Origin of the sequence: Rothia mucilaginosa, from assembly GCF_964211445.1 — a bacterium.
GTDB lineage: Bacteria > Actinomycetota > Actinomycetes > Actinomycetales > Micrococcaceae > Rothia > Rothia mucilaginosa_E.
Genome location: NZ_CAXOQT010000001.1, coordinates 1 through 17,509, shown reverse-complemented (window position 1 = coordinate 17,509; position 17,509 = coordinate 1). Strand labels below are relative to the sequence as shown.

10 protein-coding genes are annotated in these 17,509 nt (G+C 61.2%); 7 read left to right on the top strand and 3 right to left on the bottom strand.

Annotated features, from left to right (window positions below):
• Positions 1 to 2: 2 nt before the first annotated feature.
• Positions 3 to 1,055, bottom strand: a complete 1,053-nt coding sequence (locus AB8E48_RS00050; RefSeq protein WP_368885401.1) for a 3-oxoacyl-ACP synthase III — start codon at positions 1,053 to 1,055, stop codon at positions 3 to 5.
• 324 nt (positions 1,056 to 1,379) lie between these two features.
• Here AB8E48_RS00050 and AB8E48_RS00045 point away from each other — a divergent pair, with 324 nt between their 5' ends.
• From AB8E48_RS00045 to adhP, 6 genes are all read left to right on the top strand, one after another.
• Positions 1,380 to 4,685 carry a chromosome segregation SMC family protein gene (locus AB8E48_RS00045; RefSeq protein ID WP_368885400.1) on the top strand — a complete coding sequence of 1,102 codons (3,306 nt, stop codon included), beginning with the start codon at positions 1,380 to 1,382 and terminating at the stop codon, positions 4,683 to 4,685.
• Between the two features lie 219 nt (positions 4,686 to 4,904).
• The gene (gene trpB / locus AB8E48_RS00040) at positions 4,905 to 6,242 is read left to right on the top strand and encodes a tryptophan synthase subunit beta (protein ID WP_368885326.1); all 1,338 of its coding nucleotides are present in this window, start codon (positions 4,905 to 4,907) and stop codon (positions 6,240 to 6,242) included.
• Complete coding sequence (gene trpA, locus AB8E48_RS00035) at positions 6,242 to 7,096, top strand: tryptophan synthase subunit alpha (protein WP_368885325.1); 855 nt, start codon at positions 6,242 to 6,244, stop codon at positions 7,094 to 7,096. Before trpB ends, trpA begins: the two co-directional genes overlap by 1 nt.
• Entirely contained in the window at positions 7,096 to 8,121 is a 1,026-nt protein-coding gene (gene lgt, locus AB8E48_RS00030) for a prolipoprotein diacylglyceryl transferase (protein WP_368885324.1), read from the top strand. Before trpA ends, lgt begins: the two co-directional genes overlap by 1 nt.
• Before the next feature lie 282 nt (positions 8,122 to 8,403).
• Positions 8,404 to 9,798, top strand: a complete 1,395-nt coding sequence (locus AB8E48_RS00025) for a phosphoenolpyruvate synthase (RefSeq protein WP_368885323.1) — start codon at positions 8,404 to 8,406, stop codon at positions 9,796 to 9,798.
• Positions 9,799 to 10,211: 413 nt separating this feature from the next.
• On the top strand, positions 10,212 to 11,252 hold the full coding sequence (adhP, locus tag AB8E48_RS00020; RefSeq protein ID WP_314928523.1) for an alcohol dehydrogenase AdhP: 1,041 nt from the start codon (positions 10,212 to 10,214) through the stop codon (positions 11,250 to 11,252).
• 937 nt (positions 11,253 to 12,189) lie between these two features.
• Here adhP and AB8E48_RS00015 read toward each other — a convergent pair.
• Together AB8E48_RS00015 and AB8E48_RS00010 are read right to left on the bottom strand one after the other, a co-directional pair.
• Entirely contained in the window at positions 12,190 to 14,118 is a 1,929-nt protein-coding gene (locus AB8E48_RS00015) for a GH25 family lysozyme (RefSeq protein ID WP_368885322.1), read from the bottom strand.
• 661 nt (positions 14,119 to 14,779) lie between these two features.
• Complete coding sequence (locus AB8E48_RS00010) at positions 14,780 to 15,352, bottom strand: flavodoxin domain-containing protein (protein ID WP_368885321.1); 573 nt, start codon at positions 15,350 to 15,352, stop codon at positions 14,780 to 14,782.
• A 521-nt stretch (positions 15,353 to 15,873) separates the two neighbouring features.
• Here AB8E48_RS00010 and pyk point away from each other — a divergent pair.
• The gene (gene pyk, locus AB8E48_RS00005) at positions 15,874 to 17,337 is read left to right on the top strand and encodes a pyruvate kinase (protein ID WP_200962951.1); all 1,464 of its coding nucleotides are present in this window, start codon (positions 15,874 to 15,876) and stop codon (positions 17,335 to 17,337) included.
• Positions 17,338 to 17,509: the final 172 nt, after the last annotated feature.

Sequence of the window (17,509 nt, the reverse complement as noted above, 5' to 3'; positions counted from 1 at the left end):
GGTTACCACTGAATCTCAAGCAGGGCAGTGTTCAGGCCGGAACCCACACCCATGCACAGAATACGGTCGCCCTCCGTGTAGGTCGGCGCGCACTCGGCGAGAGTCATCGGCAGAGCCGCCGCAGCCACATTGCCCCACTTCGGGAAAGTCAGGGGGATACGCTCACGCTCAATACCGACCGCCTCAATAATGGCGTTCGTGTGGGCGTTAGAAATCTGATGGGTCACGTAGGAGGTCATGTCGTTCCACTCCCAACCGTCCTGATGCGCCTGCTCCCACGCCTGCGCCACCAGCTCCAGACCGTGCTTGAGCAGGCCCTCGGCGTCAGTGTTCATACCCTGATCCGCCTCGCCACCGATGCACAGATTACGGTGCTCAGTGCCCGCGCGGGACACCGAACCGATAATGCGGTGACCCTCCGGGTGACGGTCAGCGCGACCAATCACAGCCGCCGCCGCACCCGAACCGAGGGTCAGGGTCGCGAACTGAGCCAGCACATCCTCGCGGGTCGAATCGGGGTTGTTCAGGATGCGCACCGCGGTACGGTGCCACGGGGAGGGGTCCTCGCCAGCCACAATCAGGGCGTAGTCGATAGCGCCCGCATCAATCATGGTGGAGGCGACAGTCATCGCGTTCACAAAGCCCAGGCAGGCGTTCGTAATATCGAAGTTCAGGGCGTGACGCGGCAACTCCAAGCGGTCGTGCACACCCACCGAAACGGCGGGCTCAAAGTTATCGCGAGTCACCGAAGCGTTAATCAGCAAGCCAATCTGGGAGCGGTCAATACCCGCCTGCTCGATAGCCTTCTCGGCTGCGGCAACAACGCCGTCCTCGAAGGTCTGGTCCTCAGCCCAGCCGCGGCGAGTGCTAATACCGGCTAGACGCTCCAGCAGGCCCTTCGGCATACGCAGACGCTTATAGGTTTGGGCCAGCTGCTCATCGAAGTAGTCGCTCGTGACGACCTCCGGAGGCAGCTCATGGGTAATAGACAGCAGAGCTGCATTAGCGTGGCGAATGTCAGAGTTCGTGCCGACCTTATCGGCGGATGAATTCATCAATGGTGTGGCCCTTGAAAATAGAAGTCAGTGGGATACATAGAAAAACGCGGGGATGCGAACAGTGGCCCCGCAGAATTCGTGATGCTCATTCCAATCTACCGCACCGACCGGGCGAACCCGTATCCGTAGACCCAATATGAACGCGCCCGTTCACCCCGCGCGTAAGATGATGCACAATGAGGAACTTTGAACCCCTTTCACCCCGTGCACGTTCACGCCGCCCGCCCGCCGCACCGCGTACACTAGAGGGATGCCGCCACGCACCACAGAACGTGCCCGGCAAACACCAGTTCTTCTGCAGAAAGGCCCCTTGTGCACCTGATGTCGCTGACCCTGCGCGGGTTCAAGTCTTTCGCCTCCGCAACCACTTTTGAGTTCACCCCCGGCATTAACGCGGTGGTCGGCCCGAACGGCTCCGGCAAGTCCAACGTGCTGGATGCGCTCGCCTGGGTTATGGGTGAGCAGGGCGCTAAGAGCCTGCGCGGCGGCAGCATGAAGGACGTTATCTTCGCGGGCTCCGGCGAGGCTGGTTCGGGCGACGGCGCCCAGCGGGCACCCCTGGGCCGCGCCAAAGTCACCCTGACTTTCGATAATTCTGATGGCACCCTCAGCATTCCCACTGATCGGGTGCAGATTTCGCGCACCATGTTCCGCTCCGGCGGCAGCGAGTACGAGATTAACGGTTCCCCGGCGCGCCTTGCCGATATTCAGGACCTGCTCTCGGAGGCGGGTCTGGGTCAGCAGATGCACGTGCTCGTCGGCCAGGGTCAGCTGGATGCGGTCCTGCACGCCACCGCGCAGCAGCGCCGCGACATGATTGAGCAGGCGGCGGGCGTGGTCAAGTACCGCCGCCGCCAGGAGAAGACCAGCCGCAAGCTGGAATCTGTGGCATCGAACGTTACCCGCCTGAGCGACCTGGTTGCCGAGCTGGATTCGCAGCTGCAGCCGCTGAGCGAGCAGGCAGAATCCGCCGCGACCGCGCGCCAGCTGCAGGCGCGCATCCGTCAGCTGGAGGCGGTACTTCTGGCCCGTCAGCTGGGTGTTCTGCAGGCGGAGCAGGCGCAGGCGCTCGCCTCCGAAGCGGAGGGTACCCGCCGCGCCGAAACCCTGAAAGAACAGCTGGAGGCGGCGCGTACCGCATCCGCGAAGCATCAGCAGGAGCAGAACCGCCTGAACGCGGAGGTCACCGCCTGCCAGAAGGCCGTATCGACCCTGCGCGAGTCCGCCGCGCGCGTGCGCACCGTGCAGTCCATCGCCGCCGAGCGCGTGCGCACCTACCGCGTGGAGCTGACCGAGGCGACCGCCGCCGCCCGCGCCGGATACGAACGCGCCCTGGAACTGCTGGAGGAACGCCGCGAAGAGGCAGCGCGCGCGGTGGAAAACTACGCCAGCTTTGAGGAACGCTACGATGCGGCGCTAAAGAACGTTGAGAAGGCGGCGTCCGAGGTGGCGCAGACTGAGCGCGCCTCGGGTGAGGCGGCGCAGTCTCGTGCCCGAGCGCAGGCCCAGCTGGATGCCGCCCGCGCCGCTGCGGTGGAGGCGACCCGCGCCTACGCGGCGGCGGCTGAGCGTGCCGCAACCCTGCGTGAGGCGCTGGGCCAGAGCCTGGGAGAGGCGCCCGCCGAGCCCGGCACTGAATCTGCGGAGGCGGTTTTCGACCCCGAGACCGGTGAGCTCATGGAGGCTCCTGCCGAAGCTGAGAGCACGAGCCTGCTGCGCGTGCTGGATGCCGTGCAGATTGACCCCGAGTATGCCCGCGCGGCGTCTGCGGCGCTGACCTCGCTGGCGACCGCGGCGTTGAGCGTGCCGGTTGAGGGTGTCGAGGTATCGCAGCTGCGCGGTGATAAGGGTGATGAAAGCCGCGAATCTGCCGCGAAGGAACTTTCAACAGAACTGCCCGAATCCTGCACCACCGAGCTGCGTGAGCTGGGTATCCGCCCCGCAACCGAGATGATAGAGCCGCTCAGCGAGGATGCCGCCGCGCTCGCCGGTATCGACGAGCACGCCCTGGCGCGCGTCACTGCGGCGCTGAGCGAGCGCCTGGCGGGCGTGCTGTTCGCGCCGGATGCCGCATCCGCAGAGCACGCCCTGCACCTGCTCGCAGAGAATACCCGCGCAGGTCAGTGCACTATCTGGCGTATTTTTGACCCCGCGGGCACCGAGCACACCCGCTACAGCCTGCTCTACCCGGCTGAGGGCGCCAGCCCCCTGGAACTTGCCGCCGCATACCGCGCCGCCTCCCAGGTCGTGACCCGCACCCGCGCCGAACTGGATGAAGCCGAACAGGCCGTTCAGCAGGCTCAGACCGCGGCAGAATCGGCGGTCGAAGCAGAACGCGAGGCAGCGAAGGCGGCGGGCGTGGCGAGCGCCGAGCATGCCCGCGCCCGCGCCCAGGCGGAGTCCCTGGAAGCCTCCGCGCAGAACATTCAGAATGAGCGCGCCCGACTGAACGAGCGCCTCACCGCCGCGGAGGAATCCGTAGCCGAAGCGCGCACCGCCTACGAGTCGGCGCGTACCCGCGAGGATTCCTACCTGGCGGGCACGGGGGAGCAGGCGCCCGCGGCAAAGATTGAGCGCCGCGCCCAGCGTCTGGGCGAGGTGCTTGCCGAGCAGGTGGGCAATCGTGAGCAGCAGCTGCACGAGCTGAGCGGCGCCCTGAAGAACGCCCAGGATGGCCTGACCGGCACGAATGATGAGGTGCAGGATTTGCTGGCGGCGCACGCAGCGGCGCTGACCCTGCTGGCGCGCACTCAGACGGAGGCGGCGCGCGTGCAGGAGCGTGTGCAGGCGCTGGCTGAGCGTGCCCGCCTGGTGACCGGTTTGACCCTGGAGCAGCTGGAGGAGGAGTACTTCGAGCAACTGCCGGTTGACTTGCCCGCAGATGAGGCTTCCGAAAATGCTGCCTCCGAAAACAACGCCCCCGAAAATACTGCTACCGAAACGGCATCCGAGACTACCGAAGCCCCCACCGAGAGCGTCCGCGCTCGCCTCAAGGCCACCCGCGCCGAACTGGAGGCGCTGGGCGCCATTAACCCGCTGGCGCTGGAGGAGTACGAGGCGCTGTCCGAACGCCACGCCTACCTGAATCAGCAGATTGAGGATTTGAAGGCGACCCGCCGCGACCTGAACACGGTCATGGACGAGGTCAGCAGCCACATTGCGGAGGTGTTCACCGCCGCGATGGAGGACATTAACACCCACTACCGCCGCATCTTTGCGACCCTGTTCCCGGGAGGCGAGGGCCACCTGGAGCTGGACGACCCCTCCGATCCACTGAATTCGGGTGCGGAGATTCACGCACGCCCGGCGGGTAAGAAGGTTAAGCGCCTGTCGCTGCTGTCTGGCGGTGAGCGTTCGCTTGCTTCGCTGGCGCTGTTGATTGCGATTTATATGTCTCGCCCGTCGCCGTTCTACGCCCTCGATGAGGTTGAGGCTGCGCTGGATGACCGCAACCTCTCGCGCCTGTTGCAGGTGATTGGTGAGCTGGGGGAGCGTTCGCAGCTGATTGTGGTGACGCATCAGAAGCGCACGATGCAGATTGCGGAGACCCTGTACGGGGTGTCGATGCGCGGTGGCGTGTCGACGGTGCTTTCTCAGCAGATGGAGGAGCTGCGTGAGCTGCTGTAGTCCGCCGCGTGCCCACCCCGGCGAACGTCACATGTCCTAGGGGTGGTCATGTGCACTCCGGGGTACAGGTCATCGCCTGCGCCCGGGTACTATAGGGGGATATGTGCGAACACCGCCCACCTATTTGCGGTTGGCGTGGTGTTTCGCTGTGATCAGGCCTGATGCCCCGCCCTACCCGCGGCGCGCGTCCGGCGGCAACCATCCAGGGAAGGAATAGTGATGAGCGAGAACCTGGCAGAAGCTTTCCTCAACGGTGAGTCGTTGAAGAATGCCCCCGGCCCCTATTTTGGTGAGTACGGCGGGCGGTGGATGCCCGAGTCGCTGATTGCCGCCATGGATGAGCTGGAGGCGACCTTCAACGAGGCGAAGAACGACCCCGAGTTCATTGCCGAGTTCCAGCGTCTGTCTGCTGAGTATTCGAACCGTCCGTCGCTGCTGACTGAGGTTCCGAAGTTCTCTGAGCACGCTGGTGCGCGTGTGTTCCTCAAGCGTGAGGACCTGAATCACACGGGTAGCCACAAGATTAATAACGTGCTGGGTCAGGCTCTGCTGGCTAAGCGCATGGGTAAGACCCGTCTGATTGCTGAGACCGGCGCCGGCCAGCACGGTGTTGCGACTGCGACCGCTGCAGCCCTGTTCGGCATGGAGTGCGTGGTCTACATGGGTGAGGAAGACACCGAGCGTCAGTCGCTGAACGTGGCTCGTATGCAGCTGCTGGGCGCGAAGGTGATTGCGGTTCAGAACGGTTCCCGCACCCTGAAGGACGCCATTAACGAGGCGCTGCGCGACTGGGTTGCGAACGTTGAGAGCACCCACTACCTGCTGGGTACCGCGGCGGGTGCGCACCCGTTCCCGGCGATGGTGCGTTTCTTCCACGACGCTATCGGTGCGGAGGCGCGCGAACAGATTCTGGCTGAGACTGGCCGCCTGCCCGATGGTATTGCTGCCTGCGTGGGTGGCGGTTCGAATGCGATTGGTCTGTTCCACGCGTTCTTGGATGATTCTTCGGTTGAGATTTACGGTTTTGAGGCTGGCGGCGACGGCGTGGATACCGGCCGTCACGCGGCAACCATTACCCTGGGCCGCCCGGGCATGCTGCACGGCGCAATGACCTACCTGATGCAGGATGAGGACGGCCAGACCATTGAGTCCCACTCGATTTCGGCTGGTCTGGATTACCCCGGCGTGGGTCCGGAGCACTCCTATCTGTCCGATATTGGTCGCGTGACCTACGAGCCGGTGACCGATACCGAGGCGATGGATGCGCTGAGCCTGCTCTGCCGCACCGAGGGTATTATCCCGGCGATTGAGTCCTCGCATGCTCTGGCGGGCGCGTTGCGCGTGTGCCAGCGTTGGGCAGCTGAGGATCCGGAGGCGGCACGCGAGAAGACCATGATTGTGTGCCTGTCGGGTCGTGGCGATAAGGACATGGAGACCGCGCTGAAGTGGTTCGGCCTGGGTAAGGCGATTCCGTCTTCGACCCTGATGACCGGTAATAAGGAAGCTGCCGCATCCGCTGCTGCAGAGAACGCACAGGCTGAAAGTGAGGCTAAGTAATGAGCTACCAGGACGCTATTTCTCAGGCGGCGCCGTTTGAGGTGCTGGATGGCACTTTCCCGGCTGCTAACCCCGATTCGCCCCTGGCGGCTCGTCTGGCTGAGTGCGAGAAGCAGGGCCGTGCGGCGCTGATTGGCTACCTGCCGGTGGGCTTCCCGACCCTGGATGAGTCGATTGATGCGGCGATTGCTCTGGGCAATAACGGCGCGGACATTATCGAGCTGGGTGTGCCCTATTCTGATCCGGTCATGGATGGCCCGGTGATTCAGAAGGCGACCGGCGTGGCGCTGGAGAACGGTTTCAAGCTGTCTCTGCTGTTCGAGGCGGTCCGCCGCATCACCGAGGCTACCGACGCGGTGGTCGTCGTGATGACCTACTGGAACCCGGTGCTGGCGTACGGCGTGAAGAACTTTGCGCGTGACCTGGCGGCTGCCGGTGGCGCGGGCATGATTACCCCGGACCTGGTGCCCGACGAGGCATCGGCATGGTTTGAGGCGTCGAACGAGTACGGTCTGGATCGTATTTTCCTTGCCGCGCTGTCTTCGTCGCCGGAGCGCCTGGCGACCATCGCGAAGGCGTCGAGCGGCTTCGTGTACGCCGTGTCGGTTATGGGCGTGACCGGTGCCCGCACCTCCGTGTCGGAGGCGGCTCGCACCCTGGTTGCGGACATTAAGGCTGCCGGTGCGCCTCGTGCGTGCGTGGGTCTGGGCGTTTCGACTCGTGCCCACGTTGAGGAGATCGGCGAGTATGCTGACGGCGTGATTGTCGGTACCGCGCTGGTGAAGGCTTTGGCTTCTGGCGGTGTTGAGGCGGTGGCTAAGCTGACCCGTGAGCTGGCGGGGCGTGAAGGCTAATGTCTGATGTGCTGTCGCTGGCGAGCGTGCCGGTAGCTAACGTGCTGGCTTCGATTCCCTCGCCGAGCGTTTCGTACCTGCAGTTGGGCCCGTTCCGTGTGCATTTCTATGCCCTGTGTATTCTTGCGGGTATGGCGGTGTGCTTGTGGCTGGGTTCTCGCCGTTGGAAGGCGGCGGGTGGTACCCCTGAGCGCGTTTTTGACGTGGCGATGTGGGCTATTCCGGCGGGCATTATTGGTGCCCGCGCCTACCATGTGCTGATTACTGACCCGGGTAGCTATTTCGGTCCGAATGTTGCTGATCCGTGGGCTTTCCTGAAGATTTGGGAGGGCGGCATTGGCATCATGGGTGCCGTGTCGGTTGGCGCGTTGGGCGCCTGGTATGGTTGCCGCCGTTACGGCATGAATTTCGCGGCGTTCGCGGATGCGGTAGCCCCCGGTATTCTGCTGGCTCAGGCGTTTGGCCGCTGGGGTAACTGGTTCAACCAGGAGCTGTTCGGCAAGCCGACGACTCTGCCGTGGGGCCTGGAGATTAGCACCTCGAGCGGTAATTTCCCCTCGCAGTATCCGGCGGGCACGCTGTTCCATCCGACGTTCTTGTACGAGTCGCTGTGGAACCTGCTGGGTGTGGCGTTGCTGCTGTGGCTGGGCCGTAAGGGCGTGCTGAAGCTGGGTCAGACCCTGTGGCTGTATGTGTTCTACTACGGTGTGGGTCGCCTCTTCATTGAGATGTTCTTGCGTATTGATACCTCGGAGATGCTCTGGGGCGTTCGTATTCACGTGTGGACTGCTCTGCTGCTGGTTCTGCTGGGTGCTGTTGGTTTTGTGGTGGCTGGCCGTCGTGCTGCGGCGAAGGCTACTGCGGGTATTGAGCCTGCACCTGCAGAGTTCGCTCCGAAGCCTGCCGCAGATGAGTCTGCAGAGGACGCTGAGGAGAAAGCAACTGAGAAGGCATCCAAGAAGGCAGAGTCTGCCGAGGATTCTGACACTTCTGACTCTTCTGAGTCTTCGACGAAGGGCTCCTAGCTCCATCTAAATTTCATAGAAAAACCGCCGGATGGGAGCGCCCCGTCCGGCGGTTTTTTGTGCCCGCTTTTTGCGCTCGCTGTCTGCTTCTTGCCGGTGGATGTTCTCATGGTGGCGTGTGCCGTGTACGGATTTGGGTCGCTGAGAAGGCATAATAGAGATACTGCGTGTGGCGGGTGCCCACTCTGGAGTATGAGGCTCTGCGGAGTGTGAGGCTCTTCGAGCGATGGCGCCTGCCGCGTCTGCGTTTAGAAACACCCACTCAACTACAGGATTTTTATCGTGAGCTCTTCTTCTGGCGATTCTTCGCGCCCCATTTCTTCTTCTAGCCCGGGTCTGTCCCGTCCTGGCCTATCGCGTCGCCGTCTGGTGGCTGGTGCGGCGTGGGCTGCCCCGGTTGTGGTGGCTTCTTCGGTGATTCCTGCGTATGCGGCGTCTGACGAAGAAGGTGAGTGCACCGGCCCCTTTGAGGATTCGACGACGATTACTGCCGGTGACGGTGTGAAGAAGGTTGCCGTGTTGACGGTTCCTGCGGGTGCTAAGCGTATGCGTTTTGTGGCTGTGGGCGGCGCTGGCGGCACGAACTACACTGTGGCTGATGCCGGTTCCGGCGCTATGGTTGAGGGATCTATGGCTGTGCGTGGCGGCCAGACTATTACTTTGACTGCCGGTTCGGGCGGTATCGGTAATGGTGAGCTGAAGCCTGCTGAGGGTGGCGACGGCTACGGTGTGGGTGGCTCGTCGAAGGCTTCTTCGCCGGTTCCCGCGAACGTGGTTTCTGCGATTAATAACCTGACCCGCATTTCTGGTGGTGTGACCGGTCGCGGCGGTATGAGCGCTGTGCTGTATTCGGCGTCCGGCGGTGGCTCGTCCGCTATTGAGGTGGACGGCGTGCCGATGATTGTTGCCGGTGGTGGCGGCGGTGCCGGTGTGCTGGCGTCGTATGCGACGGTTCTGCCGAACCCCGCGAATGCGGGTGCTGTGCGCCCGACCGCGCACTATTCGCTGGATAGCTCCGGCGGCGAGCACCAGTTCAGCACCGGTGGCGGTGCTGGTTCGGGTGACGGCGACGGTTCGCCCGGTTTTGTTGGTTTCACCTCGTATGAGGAGCAGTCTGAGCCGATTCTGACGGTGAACCCGGGTTCGGGTGCTGCCGGTGGTGTGGGCGGTGCTGGCGGCGAGAAGCTGAACCCGCCGACTGTTGATGGTTCGGTGATTGGTTTTTCGAGCACCTCCACCCAGAAGCTGGTGAGCACTGCGACTGCCGGTGCGGCGGGTGCGAGCGGTTTCCGTGCGAAGGGCGCCGACGGTGTGGCGAGCTATTCGTACCAGTGGGATCAGACTCCGGAGGGTACCGATAACCGCCCGTCGAACGCTGGTGAGCTGTTTAACGGCTACCAGTCGGTGGTTTCTGGAGGCGGTGGCGCCGGTTATGGCGGCGGCGGCTCGGGTGCTGCGTTGAGCGTTTCGGCTCGTGTGGTGTCGCAGAAGTGGAATAATGATGCGGCTCGTGCCCGCTATGCGGTGGGTTCGGTGCAGTTGGCTGGCGGTGGCGCTGGCGGCGGTACGTTCATGGATACTACGGTGCGTGTGACGGATCTGGGCTGGGCATTGAACGCTCCGAATGGTCCGGGTGAGCGCGGCGCCGGCTATATTGAGGTTGCTTTCTGCTTCTAGGCTATTTCTGGCCTGCCGGTGGAATTTGCCGTGAATTGTATAGGTGCAGATTGAACCCTTTCTTTAGGGTGGTATGCGCCTCAAACTTAATATTTAAATTTTTTCTGAATGCCTCCCAGACCGCTGGTTTGGGAGGCATTCTCATCTTCTGTGTTGCTTCGTCATAGCGTCATATCAACCTTTGGCGGTTTAGCGCATTGGTCGGAATAGACCTTATCGAAAGCTCATCCTCGCTCGCGTGCTGACCCCTAAGTAACCCCTCTGTCATATTCGGGGATAGTCCTTTAGATTGGCGGCTCATCATTTTACGGTGGAAATGTAAAGAATACGCGCGCCCACCCCGCTAGGTTGCAAAGCGCAAATTGCAGATTGCGGCTTGAGCGCGGCAACCAATGACTAAGGAGTTTTAGGTCATGTGCAAGGAAACCATGAAGGCTGTTGTTGTTCCTGAGAAGGTTGACGGTTCGGTTGTTGTCCGTGAGGTTCCCGTTCCGGAGGTCGGTCACGGTCAGGCGCTCGTGAAGATTGAGTACTCGGGTGTGTGCCACACTGACCTGCACGTGGCGTCCGGTGATTTCGGTGAGGTTCCGGGTCGTATTCTGGGCCACGAGGGTATCGGTCGCGTCGTCAAGGTTGGCGAGGGTGTTGAGTCGCTGAAGGAAGGCGACCGCGTGTCGGTGGCTTGGTTCTTCGAGGGTTGCGGTCACTGTGAGTACTGCACCTCGGGTCGTGAGACCCTGTGCCGTTCGGTGAAGAACGCGGGCTACTCGGTTGACGGCGGTATGAGTGAGTACACCCTGGTGACCGCTGACTACGCTGTGAAGGTTCCGGAGGGTCTGGACCCGGCACAGGCTAGCTCCATTACCTGCGCTGGTGTGACCACCTACAAGGCAATCAAGGAGTCGCTGGTTCGCCCGGGTCAGTGGCTGGTTGCTTACGGTGCTGGCGGTCTGGGTAACCTTGCCGTTCAGTACGCTAAGAAGGTTTTCGGTGCCAAGGTTATCGCCGTTGACATCAACGACGACAAGCTGGCTCTGGCTCGTGAGACTGGCGCTGACCACGTCATCAACGGCCGTGAGGTTGAGGACGTTCCGGCTCGTATTCGCGAGCTGACCGGCGGCGGCGCTCACGCTGCCGTGGTGACCGCGGTGTCGAAGGTTGCGTTCAACCAGGCTGTTGAGTCGGTTCGCGCTGGTGGTTCCGTGGTGGCTGTTGGTCTGCCCTCGGAGATGATGGAGCTGTCCATTGTGAAGATTATTCTGGACGGCATCCGCGTGGTGGGCTCCCTGGTGGGTACCCGTCAGGATCTGGCGGAGGCGTTCCAGTTCGGTGCTGACGGCATCGTGGTTCCGGTGGTTCAGCTGCGTGAGGTTGACGAGGCACCGGCTGTCTTCGAGGAAATGGCGGCGGGTAAGATTACCGGCCGTATGGTTCTGGACTTCGCTAGCCTCTAAGCTGGCGGATGGTTCGAGGCGCCCGGCGGGGCTTCAAGGTCTCACTCGGCTGAGGTCCTGCCGGTAGTTTCGATGGTTATAGCGCCTAAGGCGCATCCCGTGTGGCGGGGGAGTAGGGGTACTCTTTCTGCTGTGCATACGACGCGGGGTGCGCCTTAGTGTTTTTAATGCGGTGTTGTAGAGTAGCCGAGTTTTTGAGAGCCGTTATCGTCAGCGCCCTGAAACCTCTGTGAGTGCAATGCACCTAAACGTAATATACGCGGGAATTTATTTTGAAATATTCGGTGGATTATCTCAAAAACTACAATAAACTAATTCAATAATGCACTATATTTGACATCTATATATCTCAAAATGCATTTTTTTGACAAAAACATTCAACCACTGATTGAATTGTAATATTTCCGGAAAAGATGAGTTTCGCGGCCTCCTGCACCTACCCTAGATGTAACGGGATATGACGTGTGAAGGTTTCGGCCCTCCTAGATATCGATTCCTTCTTACGGAACGCCATACCCGGGTGAATTTCAGCATCTTCGTACCGTGCCGTTATTCACCGTTGAGTCCTTACTTCCGGTCAGGTGCCCCTCTAGACACCTTCGGGGTGAGGTCTCACCAACGATTAGTGTGGGCCCCACGGACATAGTCAATGGGGATTATGTCCGCCACGCTAATCCGGGGCTTTTAGGACATTGCATGACTTCGTGGCGACTCTTACCGCCACGGCTAAATTTTACCTGCCGGCACGGGTAATATAGCCGGGTTCTCTACTCACTCGGTAACCCACCCGCTGCAGGGCGCATCTTGATTTTTGTGTTGTTCAGAAGATGCGTGCTGTAGCAAAAGAACGAGGGGCACCTCTGCCAGGTGCCCCTCGTTTTTATATGCGCGTTTTATGGTTGAGCAGTTGCCGCGCTATTAGTAGATGTCACGCTCTTTAGTAGATTCCACGCTGTGCGGTCCAGCGGATCGTGCCGCGCTCAAAGTCCATGTAGTACACGCCGTTCACGTAGGACTCGTCGCCGCGTGCCGCACCGTAGCGGGCGGTGTTCTGCGCCCAGTGCTTGAAGATTGAGCCGTTACCGTTGGTCTCGTACGCACCGTACGCATCCGACCAGAGCAGTACCTTGCCGGAGGCAAACTGAACCTGAGCACCCGTGGAGGTTGCGGTCTCGTCGGTCACCGGTGCACCCCAGGTGCCGCGGTGTTGCAGGAAGCGGTGGTAGAACGCGCCGCCGGTGTGCAGGCGGTGTGTGCCGGTCTGTGCGGACCACACGTAGGTGGTGCTGCCGGTGAATTCCTGCTTGATGATGCCGTTGCCCAGGTTCTGCTCGTCAGTGGTGGGTACACCCTTCATGCCAGCTGCGCGCCAGGTCGCGTAGATTGCGCCGTGCTCGTTGATGATGTGCGTTCCGTACGCGTTGGACCAGTAGGCGCCCTCACCGTTGGCGAAGGAGACCGCGATGGTGTCGGAGCGGGTTTCCTCGTTGGTGGTCAGGCCGCGGAATCGCGCAATATCAGAGCGGAACTTCTGATCCAGGCCGCCGTTGGTGACCAGCCAGTGCGAGCCGTGGGAGTTCGTCCAGTAGATGGTCTTACCGTTGGTGAACTTCTGCGCGTACACGCCGTTGCCGAGGGTGTACTCGGTGCCGATCGGGTCGCCGTAGAAGGAGCGGTTCTTATTCCAGAAGTTACCGATACCGGTACGAATATCAATGGAACCGGTCGCGGTGGTCACCACGTTAGAATCCTGAGCGGCACGGTCTTCTACCGCACGATCTTCCACAGCGCGATCCTGGCCGTTAGCCCAGTTGCGGTGCACCGCCTTCGGGTTCTTTGCCAGAACCTGCAGGTCGTTCACGGTGCCGGGGAAGAAGTTCGAGTCACCCACGAACGGGCCCGAGTCGGTGAACTGCCAAATGTCGTAGCCGCTCCAACCCGCCGGAATCGGACCGACCACGGTGGAGTAGCTCGCCAGGTGCAGCGGCAGGGTGCCGAACTGCTGCGAACCCACGCACTGCGACCACCAGGAGGTCGCGGTGTACACCATCGGGTCGCGGCCGGTCAGCGAACGGTAGGTATCCACAAAGTCGCGGGTCCAAGCGGTCAGCTGCGCGGGGGACATGTTGAAGCAGGTGTTGCCGTACTTGGGGTAGGGGTTGAACTCAATGTCCAGCAGACCCGGCAGGGTCTGGCCGTCAGCAGTCCACGCGCCACCATTCTGCACGAAGTAGCGTGCCTGATCGGCACCGGAAGAAGTGGCGGGGTTTGCGAAGTGGTAGGCGCCGCGCACCATGCCGACCTGCGCCGAACCGTTGTACTGCTGGGCGAAGTAGGGGTTGGTGTAGTAGGTTCCCTCGGTTGCCTTCACGTAGGCGAAGCGGGAACCTGCGGCGTAGGCGCTCGCCCAGTCCACGTTCTGCTGGTGCGAGGAGACGTCCATACCGAGAGTTCCGCCGGAGGGGGTCCAGAAGGAACGGCCCTGCGCCAGTGCTTGACCGGGTGCCAGCGCCTGAGTAGCCGCCACCCCCTGCGCGGAGCCCTGGGTTGCAGAGATGCCACTCAGGGTAGCGGTCGAGGCGGGGGAGGTTGCGCCGGTGCGTGCGTTCGCGGTGCCCAGGCGTTCACGCTCACCCGCGCCCATGGCGGGGTTGGAGCGTTCGACCAGGGACGCATCCGGGGCGGGGGCGTAGGTGAGCTCCTCGTAGGATGCTTTGGCATTGACTTCTGCCGATGCGCTCGCGCTGGGGGCGGCGAAGGCTACGGGAACGGAGGTGAGAGAGGCGGCGACGAGGGAGAGTGCACCTGCGGACGCCATGATGGAGCGGGCTGCCGCAGAGCGCGCGGCAGTCTGGAATTTCTTCATAGATTTTGCCTGTGTCTGAGAGGTGGATGTGTCGATGTAACCCTGTGTGGGGGCGCCTGGCATGTGTGTGCATGCCGAGGCGTTGAGTGATTTGTGTGTCGGTTGCCGGGTATGTCAATCGGCTGACACAGCTAACAGCGTACGGTACCTGCACCGCTGTGCGCAATGATTTGGGGGCCATTCTGGCGGCGTGATTTTCGCGGGGGTGCACAGTAATTTGCGGTCTTGGGGGAGTCTGATTTGTTTTGCGGCTTGTCAGTGTATTTATGGGCGCAAATTTTTTGAGAAATTTATTGGGTGGACGACACGCCGGGGCATTGCGAATTTCACTCTGTGGACTGCTGTGTCGGGGGTGCTCTCTGGGCGTAGCTAAAGAGCCCCGAGCGTAAGGCTCTAGGTATGAGGTTCTGGGCATAAGGAAAGGGGTGGGCCGCACACACAAAGACCCACCCCTCATGTTCCGGATACTGTAATTTGGCGCGGCCTCGCACCGGTACCCGGAGTTTCATGGTCGATGCAGGAGAGATGAAGAGTCATCGACCACGTATATGGTGCCTGTCGGCACGTTTTTCTCGACTCTTCCCGCCCGCTCTTTCAGGTTCTGATGTCCGGCTGAAAGAGACGGGTGGGAAGAGGCGAAAGTTTATGTTTCCCGAAGGATTTAGAGGAACTTGGCGATGTCCTCGACCAGCGGCTTGAGAGTCTCGCGATCGATGTACTCAGCCTTGCCGGTCTTGTAGCATTCGAGCATCTGCTTGATGCCCTCGTTGGGGTTCGGGTTCGCCATGAGCCATGCGCGGACCGGGCCCTTCAGGGCGGTCTTATGAGCCAGCGAGATCTTGTCGAAGTCGATGCCGCCACGCAGGTGGTAGATGGGGCGACCTTCGGTCAGTTCGGGGGTGTAGCTCTTGGCGACGGCCTTGTCGAGCAGCTTCTTGGAGTACTCACCGGTGAAGGAGACGGTGAAGAACGCGGTGCGGTTCTTCTTGGGCGCAATGACCGGCAGAATCTTCTTGCGAAGTGCCGGTGCGCCGTTGAGGAATCCACCGTAGTCGCTGCCGGCGATCACGAAGGCATCGAATGCCTCTGCCTGCTCGGGGGTGACCTTGGAGGCGGGGACAGTCTCAACTTCGGGAGCCTGCGGGAGTGCACGCAGATCTTCTGCCAGCCAGGTGGCGTACTGTTCGGTGTAGCCGTAGGTGGAGCCGAAGATAATCAGCACGCGAGTAGTCATCTGTGAACCTTCCAGATATATTTCGCATTTCAAATACTAATTATGGGTTCCAATATAGGCTAGGCGCGCGAAAATGTGAAATCGCCTAGCTCTTGGAGCCCTATCTATCTTCTCATAGCCCACTCTGAGTGTCTCTATGTTTTTGAAATACGATCGAAGGTTCTCGAGTGTGACTAAATATTGCGCAGTGCCCATTTTCTATAGGTAAAAAGCACCCTAATTTACTTTCCGGGCGAGGCGGGAGTGGAGGGGGTGGAAACTGACTTCTCGTGGTGTGCTCGACGGGGGAGAGGTGATGTTCAAAATGCGACGTGAAACACAATTTCTTCGATGGAAAGAGTTGGGAGAAACATACCCAAGAGGGCGTAAAACCCCTATAATTGAGAAAGAGTCCCACGCATCCGGCATGTGGTTACCTGTTAGAACGCGTGGGAATAATTGGGAATTTGACGTTAGTCTTCCCCGGAAAATCAGTGTGAACCCTCATGGGTCACACAAAACAACACACAAAGGTTAGGTACATGAGGCGCGCAAAAATCGTTGCAACCATCGGTCCGGCAATCGAGTCCCCCGAGAAGATCTCCGAGGCAATCAAGGCTGGCCTGAACGTCGCCCGTCTGAACATGAGCCACGGTGACCACGCCGAGCACCAGGCACGCTACGACACCATCCGTGAACAGTCTGCAAAGCTTGGTAAGGACGTTGCAATCCTCGCCGACCTGCAGGGCCCCAAGATTCGCCTCGAGCGTTTCGCAAACGGCAAGGAATACCTTGAGCCCGGCGCAGACTTCACCATCACCTCCGAAGACGTTGAAGGTACCGCAGAAATCTGTGGCACCACCTACAAGGGCCTGCCCGGCGACGTAAAGCTCGGCGACAAGCTCCTGCTCGACGACGGTAAGATCCGCCTCGAAGCTATTGAGGTAACTCCCACCCGCGTTCGCACCCGCGTGGTCGTCGGTGGCCCCATCTCCAACAACAAGGGCATTAACCTGCCCGGCGCAGCAGTCTCCCTGCCCGCGCTGACCGAGAAGGATGCGAACGACCTGCGCTTCGCGCTGAAGATGGGTGCAGACATCATTGCACTCTCCTTCGTCCGTACCGGTGCAGACGTTGACCCCGTCCACAAGATCATGGAAGAAGAGGGTATCCGCGTACCCGTCATCGCCAAGATCGAGAAGCCCCAGGCAGTTGAGAACCTGCAGGACATCATCGACAAGTTCGACGGCATCATGGTCGCTCGTGGTGACCTCGGCGTTGAGCTGCCCTTCTCCGAGGTTCCCCTCGTCCAGAAGAAGGCAATCGACATGGCACGCCGCTGGGCAAAGCCCGTCATCGTGGCAACCCAGGTGCTCGAGTCCATGACCGACAACCCCGTCCCCACCCGTGCAGAGGTTTCTGACTGCGCTAACGCAATCCTCGACGGCGCAGACGCAGTGATGCTCTCCGGCGAGACCTCGGTCGGTAAGTACCCGATTCTGACCCTGCAGGCTATGGCTGCAATCGTCAAGGACACCGAAAAGGGCGGCCTGTACCGCGTGCCCGAGCTGGACCGCAAGCCCCGCACCCGCGGTGGCGCAATCACCCGCGCGGCAGTGAACATTGCCGACCAGCTGGACGCAAAGCTCATCGTAACCTTCACCCAGTCCGGTGACTCCGCACGTCGTCTGGCACGTCTGCGCCCCGAGACCCCGATCGTTGCGTTCACCACCAGCTCGAAGGTTCGCTCCTTCCTGTCCATGCTGTGGGGCGTTGACGCTGAGCAGGTTGAGATGATCACCGATCAGGAAGGTCTGTTCCACTTCGTGGACGAGTACCTGCTGAAGAACGGTCTGGCAGAAGCCGGCGACCTGGTCGTCGTTGCTGCCGGCGCTCCCGCAGGTCGCGCAGGTACCACCAACATGGTTCAGGTACACCGCGTCCATGGTGCTGAGGGCGAGCGCGAGACTCTGCGTCCTTACGAGGAGAACGAAGTCAAGCGCTAAGCCGCTCACCATTCTTTCCGATGCGTAGCTGAGGGTAATCCTCAGCCTGTGCGCTCGGTGTATAGAGACCGCCGCCCGGTCGTGAATTTTCACGGTCGGGCGGTGGTTTCTTGTGTCTGAGGGGGGATCGCTTCCGGACGGTTGCGCGAGGGAGTTGCGCGGGGAGCGGGCA

Excerpts from the sequence above, each read along its gene's own strand:
- adhP (WP_314928523.1), top strand. The coding sequence starts at position 10,212 with ATGTGCAAGGAAACCATGAAGGCTGTTGTTGTTCCTGAGAAGGTTGAC.
- pyk (WP_200962951.1), top strand. The coding sequence starts at position 15,874 with ATGAGGCGCGCAAAAATCGTTGCAACCATCGGTCCGGCAATCGAGTCC.
- AB8E48_RS00010 (WP_368885321.1), bottom strand. The coding sequence starts at position 15,352 with ATGACTACTCGCGTGCTGATTATCTTCGGCTCCACCTACGGCTACACC.
- trpA (WP_368885325.1), top strand. The coding sequence starts at position 6,242 with ATGAGCTACCAGGACGCTATTTCTCAGGCGGCGCCGTTTGAGGTGCTG.
- lgt (WP_368885324.1), top strand. The coding sequence starts at position 7,096 with ATGTCTGATGTGCTGTCGCTGGCGAGCGTGCCGGTAGCTAACGTGCTG.
- AB8E48_RS00045 (WP_368885400.1), top strand. The coding sequence starts at position 1,380 with ATGTCGCTGACCCTGCGCGGGTTCAAGTCTTTCGCCTCCGCAACCACT.
- AB8E48_RS00015 (WP_368885322.1), bottom strand. The coding sequence starts at position 14,118 with ATGAAGAAATTCCAGACTGCCGCGCGCTCTGCGGCAGCCCGCTCCATC.
- trpB (WP_368885326.1), top strand. The coding sequence starts at position 4,905 with ATGAGCGAGAACCTGGCAGAAGCTTTCCTCAACGGTGAGTCGTTGAAG.
- AB8E48_RS00050 (WP_368885401.1), bottom strand. The coding sequence starts at position 1,055 with ATGAATTCATCCGCCGATAAGGTCGGCACGAACTCTGACATTCGCCAC.